Raw genomic sequence first — 8,272 nt, forward strand, 5'->3', positions numbered from 1 at the left:
CTGGCCGAACGGCTCACCGCCCGGCTGAACGAACTCTGGTGGGAACGCACCACCGGCGAAGCGCCCGACGGGGTCGGCAGCGGCGGGTTCGAGCGCATCTACCGCCCCAACCGTGACGGCACTCCGACGATCGCTGAACACGGTGCAGCTGAGACGAATCGCTTCGCTCCGGCGGAGGTCATGGGCGGCTCAGGACAGACTCGCGGCAGCCCCATCCGGCTCAGCGTGGACGCCGAACGTCCGCAACCCGGCGCCGCGCACGGTGCCCCCGGCGTGGTCGCCCGGGCCCATCACGGCTCGGTCAGCCGGGAGCAGCGCCAGCAGATCGAGGAGGACCTGAAGTCCGGCCGGCTCCCCGCGGTCGTCGCCACCTCCTCCCTCGAACTGGGCATCGACATGGGTGCGGTCGATCTGGTGATCCAGGTGGAGGCGCCACCCTCGGTGGCCTCCGGGCTGCAGCGGGTGGGACGCGCCGGCCATCAGGTGGGCGCGGTCAGCCACGGCGTGCTGTTCCCCAAGTTCCGCGGCGACCTGGTGCAGACCGCGGTCACCGTCGAGCGGATGCGCGCCGGTGCGATCGAAGCGCTGCGCATCCCGGCCAACCCGCTGGACGTGCTGGCCCAGCAGATCGTCGCCATGGTGGCGCTGGATGCCTGGACGGTCGCCGACCTGGAGACACTGGTCCGTCGGGCAGCGCCGTTCACCGGGCTGACCCGCGCGGTGCTGGAGTCCGTCCTCGACATGCTGAGCGGCCGGTATCCGTCCGACGAGTTCGCCGAACTGCGTCCCCGGCTGGTCTGGGACCGCACCACCGACACCCTCACCGGACGCCGCAACGCCCAGCGGCTGGCGGTCACCAGCGGCGGCACCATTCCCGATCGCGGGCTGTACGGGGTGTTTCTCGCCGGCGAAGGCGAGGGTCGCCGAGTCGGCGAGTTGGACGAGGAGATGGTCTATGAGTCCAGGATTGGCGACATCTTCGCGCTCGGCACCTCCAGTTGGCGGATCGAACAGATCACCCACGACCGGGTGCTGGTCACCCCGGCTCCCGGCATGCCGGCCCGGCTGCCGTTCTGGAAGGGCGACACCCTGGGCCGCCCGGCCGAACTGGGCAGGGCGCTGGGCGGGTTCGTCCGCGAGGTCTCCGGGCTGTCGTCGGCCAGGGCCCGCCAGCGGGTGGCCGCCGCGGGGCTGGACGAGTGGGCCACCGACAATCTGGTGACCTACCTGGCCGAGCAGCGCGAGGCCACCGGCAGGCTGCCGACCGATCGGCAGATCGTGGTCGAGCGGTTCCGCGACGAACTGGGCGACTGGCAGGTGGTCGTCCACTCCCCGTTCGGCTCCCAGGTGCACGCCCCCTGGGCGCTGGTGGTCGCCGCCCGGCTGCGGGAACGCTACGGGGTGGGCGTCCAGGCCATGCACGCCGACGACGGCATGGTGTTCCGGCTTCCCGATACCCAGTGGTGGGATGACGAGGACTCCTCATTGACCGGGCCTGGGGCTGCACCCCGGTCTCGGCCCACGCGCACGGCGGAAGGCGCCGACGAACTCCTCGATCTGCTCTTCCCCGAACCGACCGACATCGCCGGACAGGTGACCGCACAGCTGGGTGGTTCAGCGCTGTTCGCCGCCCGGTTCCGGGAGTGCGCCGGGCGGGCACTGCTGCTGCCCCGGCGGCGTCCCGACCAACGCCAGGCGCTGTGGCAGCAACGACAGCGGGCCGCGCAGTTGCTGGAGGTGGCCAGCCAGTACCCGAGCTTCCCGATCGTGCTGGAGACGGTCCGCGAGTGCATCAACGATGTCTTCGACGTTCCCGCCCTGACCGAGGTGCTGCGCGGCATCCGGTCACGGGAGATCGCCACCGCGGTGGTCGACACCCCGCACGCCTCGCCGTTCGCCTCCTCGCTGCTGTTCGGCTATGTCGCCCAGTTCCTCTACGAGGGCGATTCGCCGCTGGCCGAGCGCCGGGCGGCGGCACTGGCGCTCGATCCGTCCCTGCTGGCCGATCTGCTGGGCACCGCCGAGGGCCTCTGTCTGGCCGACCTGCTCGACCCGGACGCGCTCACCCGCACCGAGAGCGAACTGCAGCACCTGGCCGACGGCCGCCGCGCCCGCGACCCCGACGAGCTCACCGACATCCTGCGTACCCTCGGCCCACTCACCCTGACCGGTGCCGTCGCCCGCTGTGAGCCTTGCGCAGGTGCCGGTGAGGACCAGGCCGCCAGCGGCCATGACGCCGGCGATGACCGTCCGCCCCGCGACGACCACCACCCCCAGGACGACGATCAGCCCCGCACAGGCGGGAATCTCCCGGCAGTCACCGCCTGGCTGCGGCGACTCGAGGCAGAGCGCCGCGTCATCCGCGTCCAGTTCGCCGGCGCCGAGCACTGGGCCGCGGTGGAAGACGCCGGCAAACTGCGGGACGCGCTGGGCGTCGCCCCACCACTGGGCGTACCCGACGCCTTCCTCGACCTGACCGAGGATCCGCTGGGCGACCTCGCCAGTCGCTACGCCCGCACCCACGCGCCCTTCACCGCTGGCGAGTTCGCGAACGCGCTGGGGCTGGCACCCGCCATCGCCCGCGACGTGCTGCGCCGGCTGGCCACGGCAGGCCGCCTGGTCGAGGGCGAGTTGCGTCCGCCCGGCTGGGTCCCGCCGCAGGCCGAACAACCTGCCGCTTCGATCCCGGCATCCCCGCAAACGTGGCAGTCTCCGGACGCCGCAGTCGAACCAGGCAGGCCCGGAGAACCGTCCCTTGGCCCAGGGCTGTCCGGGGAACCGTCCCCTGGCCCACGCCAGACTCAGCCTGCCGGGACGCCCGCCCTCCCCCAGGGCACCCAGTTCTGCCACCCGCGCGTCCTGCAACTGCTGCGGCGCCGCTCGGTGGCAGCGCTGCGCAATGCCGTCGAACCGGTCACCGCCCGGGATTTCGCCCGGTTCCTGCCCAGCTGGCAGGGGGTCGGCGAACTGCGCGGCGTCGACGGGGTGCTGCGTGCTGTCGAACAGCTCGCCGGACTCCCGCTGCCGGCCAGCGCCGTCGAGTCGCTGGTGCTGCCCGCGCGGGTGCGCGACTACCGTCCGGCGATGCTGGACGAGCTGACCTCTGGCGGTGAGGTGGTCTGGCAGGGGCACGGCACCCTGGCCGGCGGCGACGGCTGGGTGAGCCTGCATCCCACCGACGGCGCGGAGCTCACCCTGGCACCACCGAATCCGGAGTTGCTCGGCGAACCCGCCCGCCGGCTGCTCGACCTGCTGGTCGATGCCGGCGGCTACTTCTTCCGCGCCCTGGTCGACCAGTTTGAGGTCGACGCCCCCGGAGCCTGGCACGAGACCGCCCTCACCGAAGCGCTGTGGGAACTGGTCTGGGCGGGCTTTGCCACCAATGACACCCTGGCGCCGCTGCGCGCCCGGCTGGGGCAGGCGACCACCACGCATCGCAGCCGCTCGTCCGCCCCACCCCGAGCCCGGTTCGGACGGGGGCTGGCCAGCGCTCCGCTGCGACGCCCCAGTCCACCGGCGGCAGCCGGGCGCTGGTCGGCACTACCGGCGGCTCAGAGCGACCCGACCGCCCGTGCCGTCGCCACCGCCGAAGCGTTGCTCGACCGCTACGGCGTGGTCACCCGAGGCAGTGTTGCGGCCGAGGGCATCGAAGGCGGCTTCGCCGGCGTCTACCGGGTACTGACTGCCGCCGAGGACGCCGGCCGGGTGCGGCGCGGCTATTTCGTCGAAGGTCTGGGTGCCGCCCAGTTCGCCGCGGTCGGCGCGGTCGACCGGCTACGCTCCTGCTCCCGTCCGCTGGACGACCAACCCGCCGGTGAGGCGCTGGTGCTGGCAGCCTGCGATCCGGCCAACCCCTACGGTGCCGCGCTGGGCTGGCCCGGTCGCCCCGACGCCCCGAGCAGCCACCAGCCGGGCCGAAAGGCCGGCGCACTGGTCGCCCTGGTCGATGGCGACCTGGCTCTCTACGTCGAACGTGGCGGCCGCACCCTGCTCTCCTGGAGCGACGACCCCGCCGTCCTGAGCGCCGCAACGCAAGCACTGGCGACCGCCGTCCACGCCGGGACCCTGGGCACCCTACGGGTCGGCAAGGTGGACGGCGAGGCCGTGCTCGGTTCGTCCCATCCGCTCACCGGCGCACTCGAGCAGGCGGGTTTCCGGCTCACCCCGCGCGGGCTGGTGCTGCGCCGATGAGCCCGGCCCGCACTGACTCGGACCACCGGATGCCAGGTCGCTCCGCTCGCCGGACGCCCGCCGCTTCCACCCGCCGGACACCCGCTGGTCCGGCCGATCGAGACCGGGAGCCCCGCGATGCCCGAAGGTGATGCGGTCTGGCGAACCGCCCGCACGCTGGACGACGCCCTGTCCGGGCGGCAACTGCTGGACGCCGACCTGCGCTGGCCGACCATCGCCACCGCCAGACTCGCCGGGATGATGGTGAGCCAGACCGTGCCCCGGGGCAAACATCTCCTGACCAGGCTGGACAGCGGCTGGACGTTGCACTCCCACCTGCGGATGGACGGCTCCTGGGTGATCGAGCCGACCGGCGGCACGGCTCAACGATCGCCGAGTCGGTCGAAGGGCCCACCGCGCGCCGCCTCACGGGTTCCGGAGCGGCGTTCCGGCCGGCGGCCGGAGTCTCGCGGCGGCGGCTTCGTCCGCGCCGTCCTGGTGGGGCCGGACTACACCGCCATCGGAGTCGACCTCGGCATGCTCGACCTGGTCCGGACGACGGAGGAACACACCCTGGTCGGCCATCTCGGCCCTGACCTGCTCGACCCCCGTTTCGACACCGAACTGGCGATCCGCAACCTCGTCGCGGCTGAGGGGACGATCGGCGCGGCACTGCTCGACCAGACCAATCTCGCCGGCATCGGCACCATCTGGGCCAGCGAGACGCTGTTCGCCGAGCGCATCCAGCCATGGACACCGTCATCCGGCCTCGACCGGACGACCATCGAAGGTCTGGTCAACCGGGCCCGGAAGCTGCTGCAGGCGAGCCTGGCCGGTCCGCTCCCGTCCTCGACCGGCAGCCAGTTGCCCGGCCGCAACACCTGGGTGCACGGACGCTCCGGCAGGCAGTGTGTGCGGTGTGGCGGCACGATCCGGGTGGCTTCGATCGGCCCGGCCACCCGCGAGCGTCCGATGTTCTACTGCCCGGTCTGCCAGGGCGGCCTCGGGCCAACCGACGACGGCCGTCCGGCTGCTCCGCTGGGCACCCGCCGGCAGTGATCAGCAAGCCGGCGGACGCGGCGGCCGGTTCAGCACGTTCCAGCCGGGCCCCTGTTTCGGGTCGGCCTGTCAGCCGTCCCGGGTAGATTCTGCCCATGACGAACCTTGCTCCGACCATCACCCTGGCGCACGGTGCCGAGCTTCCGGCGCTCGGCCTGGGAACCTGGCCGCTGACCGGTGCCGAGGCCGCCGCAGCCGTCCGTTCGGCTCTCCAGGCCGGCTACCGGTTGATCGACACCGCCGAGAACTACGGCAACGAGGACGCGGTCGGCCAGGGGCTGCGCGACTCCGGCGTGCCGCGTGAGGAGGTCTTCCTCACCACCAAGTTCAACCGGAAGTGGCACAGCGTGGACGGTGCCCGGCAGGCCGCCGAGGCCAGCCTGCGCCGACTCGGGGTGGACTACCTCGACCTGCTGCTGATCCACTGGCCGAACCCCGACCAGGGCACCTATGACGACGCCTTCGCGGGCCTGGTGACACTCCTGGAGGCAGGCGTGGTCCGGGCGATCGGCACCTCCAACTTCAAGCCCGCGCATCTCCAGAAGGTGATCGACGTCACCGGTGTGGTGCCGGACGTCAACCAGATCAACCTCAACCCCTACGCCACCCGGAACGCCTCGGTCGCCTTCGACGCCGGACACGGCATTGTCACCGAGGCGTGGAGCCCACTCAAGCCCGCCTCACTGCTGTCCGACCAGGTTGTGGTGGCGATCGCCGAGGCCCACGGCCGGACGCCGGCCCAGACGGTGCTGCGCTGGCACGTCCAGCACGGCTATGTCCCTATCCCGAAGTCGTCGGCCCTGGCTCGGCAGCAGGAGAACCTGGCGGTCTTTGACTTCGAACTGGCGCCCGACGAGCTGGCCGCGATCGACGCCCTGGATCGCGGCGAGGCCCACGTGGAGGACTCCGACACCTTCGGCCACTGAGCCACCACGCCGGCCCCTTCGAGCCACTGAGCCGCCAGCCGGCCCACGATGTGACACGGTCGTCGAGATGACCGCCGCTGGGGTCATGCCCGCCGGTGGTGTGGATGCCCTGCAACCCTGTGATGTCCGATTTCCGCTAGGAATCTGGTCGGGGCCGCGGCAGGATGGCACCATGTTCCCGGCTCTCCCCGATCACGCGACCTGCTACCAGGCGGTGTCCTCGCGCGACCGGCGGTTCGACGGCGTGTTCTACACCGCGGTCACGACCACGGGCATCTACTGTCGGCCGAGTTGCCCCGCCCGCACCCCCGCGCCGGGCAACGTCACCTTTTACCCGACCGCAGCTGCGGCCCAGGCTGCGGGCTTCCGGGCCTGCAAGCGCTGCATCCCGGACGCCACCCCCGGCAGCCCGGACTGGGACGTGGCCGCCACCGTGGCCGGCCGTGCGATGCGGCTGATCGCCGACGGCGTGGTCGAACGCGAGGGCGTCCCGGGGCTGGCCCGCCGGGTCGGCTACACGCCCCGGCACCTGACCCGGCTGCTCACCGGCGAGCTCGGCGCGGGACCGCTTGCGCTCGCCCGGGCACGCCGTGCGCAGACCGCCCGCATCCTGATCGACGCCTCCGACCTCCCCTTCGGCGAGATCGCCTTCGCGGCCGGGTTCGCCTCCGTCCGGCAGTTCAACGACACCGTCCGGGAGGTGTACGGCGTCCCGCCCACCGCGCTGCGCCAGCCCCGTGGGGCCAGATCGGGATCCGCCGGACGTTCCGGGACGGACCAGATGCCCCGCCCCGGGACGAGCCGGCTGAAGCTCGCGGTCCGCACCCCCTTCCACGGTTCTGCGCTGCTGTGGTTCCTGGCACCGCGCGCGGTGCCCGGGGTCGAGGCGGTCGGCGACGGCTGGTACGCCCGGACGCTGGACCTGCCCCACGCTCCCGGCGTGGTTCGACTGGATCTGCCAGACCTGCTGGAGCCGGGAACCACCGCGACGGTGACAGCCGAGCTCAGCCTCGGCGATCTGCGTGACATCGGCGCTGCCGTCGAGCGCGTCCGCCGCCTGCTGGATGCCGACTGCGATCCCCTGGCGGTAGCCGCACAACTCGGCAGCGACCCGGTGCTCGGCCCCCTGGTCGCACGCTGGCCCGGACTGCGCATCCCCGGCCACGTGGACGGCGCCGAACTCGCGGCCCGGGCAATCGTCGGCCAGCAGATCTCGGTCGCCGGGGCCCGAACCGTGCTCGGCCGGCTCGTGCAGCGCGCCGGCACCCCGCTGGCCGGAGCCGCTGCCGGCACTGACCCCGCCACCCGGGCCAGCCCCGCAGACCCTGCCTCCGCCACCCGGCCCGGCCCCGCAGACCCTGTCTCCGCCACCCGGGCCGGCCCCACGGTTCCTGACCCTGCTCCCTCCGGCGGCGCCGACTGGCCGGAGCTCTCTTCTCCCAAGCCGTCCCGCCACAAGCCGGGGCTCAGCCGGCAGCCGGGCGTCCCTGCCCACCTGGGTTGCCCTGAGCTTCCAGAAGCTGGCGGCCTCACCCACCTCTTCCCCACCGCAGCGGCCCTGGCCGCCCTTGATCCGGATCGCCTGCCGCTGCCGAAAGCCCGTGCCCGGACCCTGGTCGGGCTCGCGTCCTTCCTTGCCAGCGGCGAAATGGCGCTCGATCGCGGTCCGGACCGAGAGGAGACTCGCCACCGGCTGCTCGCCCTGCCCGGGATCGGCGACTGGACAGCCAGCTACATCGCAATCCGTGCTCTCGGCGACCCGGACGCCTTCCTGCCCACCGATCTGGGCACCCGCCATGCGCTGGCAGGGCTGGGCCTGGCCCCGGCCGCAGCCGCCGCCCTGGCCGAGGGCTGGCGCCCCTGGCGCTCCTACGCCCAGTCCTATCTGTGGACTACCCTGCTCGACCCCTGTGGAGGAACCCATGTGGACAGTAATTGACAGCCCGATCGGCCCGCTGCGACTGGTCGCCACCGACCACGCGCTCGCCGCCATCGAGTTCTCGCCTTTCGCCAACCAGCGCGACCTCGGCGAACAGGCAGACGACCACCCGGTGCTGCGGGCGGCCGCCAGCCAGCTGACCGAGTACTTCGCCGGGGAGCGGACGGTCTTCGACCTG

4 protein-coding genes and 1 pseudogene are annotated in these 8,272 nt (G+C 72.6%); all 5 read left to right on the forward strand.

What is annotated here, in order from left to right; genetic code table 11:
- A partial coding sequence (locus VB080_RS05790; protein WP_323417489.1) for a helicase-related protein occupies positions 1-4,191 on the forward strand: 4,191 nt, incomplete at its 5' end.
- Between the two features lie 117 nt (positions 4,192-4,308).
- Positions 4,309-5,229 (forward strand): DNA-formamidopyrimidine glycosylase family protein, encoded by a 921-nt coding sequence (locus VB080_RS05795; protein WP_323417490.1) that lies wholly within the window; start codon positions 4,309-4,311, stop codon positions 5,227-5,229.
- A 95-nt stretch (positions 5,230-5,324) separates the two neighbouring features.
- Complete coding sequence (locus VB080_RS05800) at positions 5,325-6,155, forward strand: aldo/keto reductase (RefSeq protein ID WP_323417491.1); 831 nt, start codon at positions 5,325-5,327, stop codon at positions 6,153-6,155.
- 172 nt (positions 6,156-6,327) lie between these two features.
- Complete coding sequence (locus tag VB080_RS05805) at positions 6,328-8,094, forward strand: AlkA N-terminal domain-containing protein (RefSeq protein ID WP_323417492.1); 1,767 nt, start codon at positions 6,328-6,330, stop codon at positions 8,092-8,094.
- A pseudogene (locus tag VB080_RS05810) lies at positions 8,078-8,272 on the forward strand (cysteine methyltransferase); the annotation flags it as partial. The gene VB080_RS05805 and the pseudogene VB080_RS05810, both read left to right, overlap by 17 nt.

Origin of the sequence: Propionicimonas sp., from assembly GCF_034927565.1 — a bacterium.
In the GTDB taxonomy this organism is placed as follows: domain Bacteria; phylum Actinomycetota; class Actinomycetes; order Propionibacteriales; family Propionibacteriaceae; genus Propionicimonas.

Excerpts from the sequence above, each read along its gene's own strand:
- VB080_RS05795 (WP_323417490.1), top strand. The coding sequence starts at position 4,309 with ATGCCCGAAGGTGATGCGGTCTGGCGAACCGCCCGCACGCTGGACGAC.
- VB080_RS05800 (WP_323417491.1), top strand. The coding sequence starts at position 5,325 with ATGACGAACCTTGCTCCGACCATCACCCTGGCGCACGGTGCCGAGCTT.
- VB080_RS05805 (WP_323417492.1), top strand. The coding sequence starts at position 6,328 with ATGTTCCCGGCTCTCCCCGATCACGCGACCTGCTACCAGGCGGTGTCC.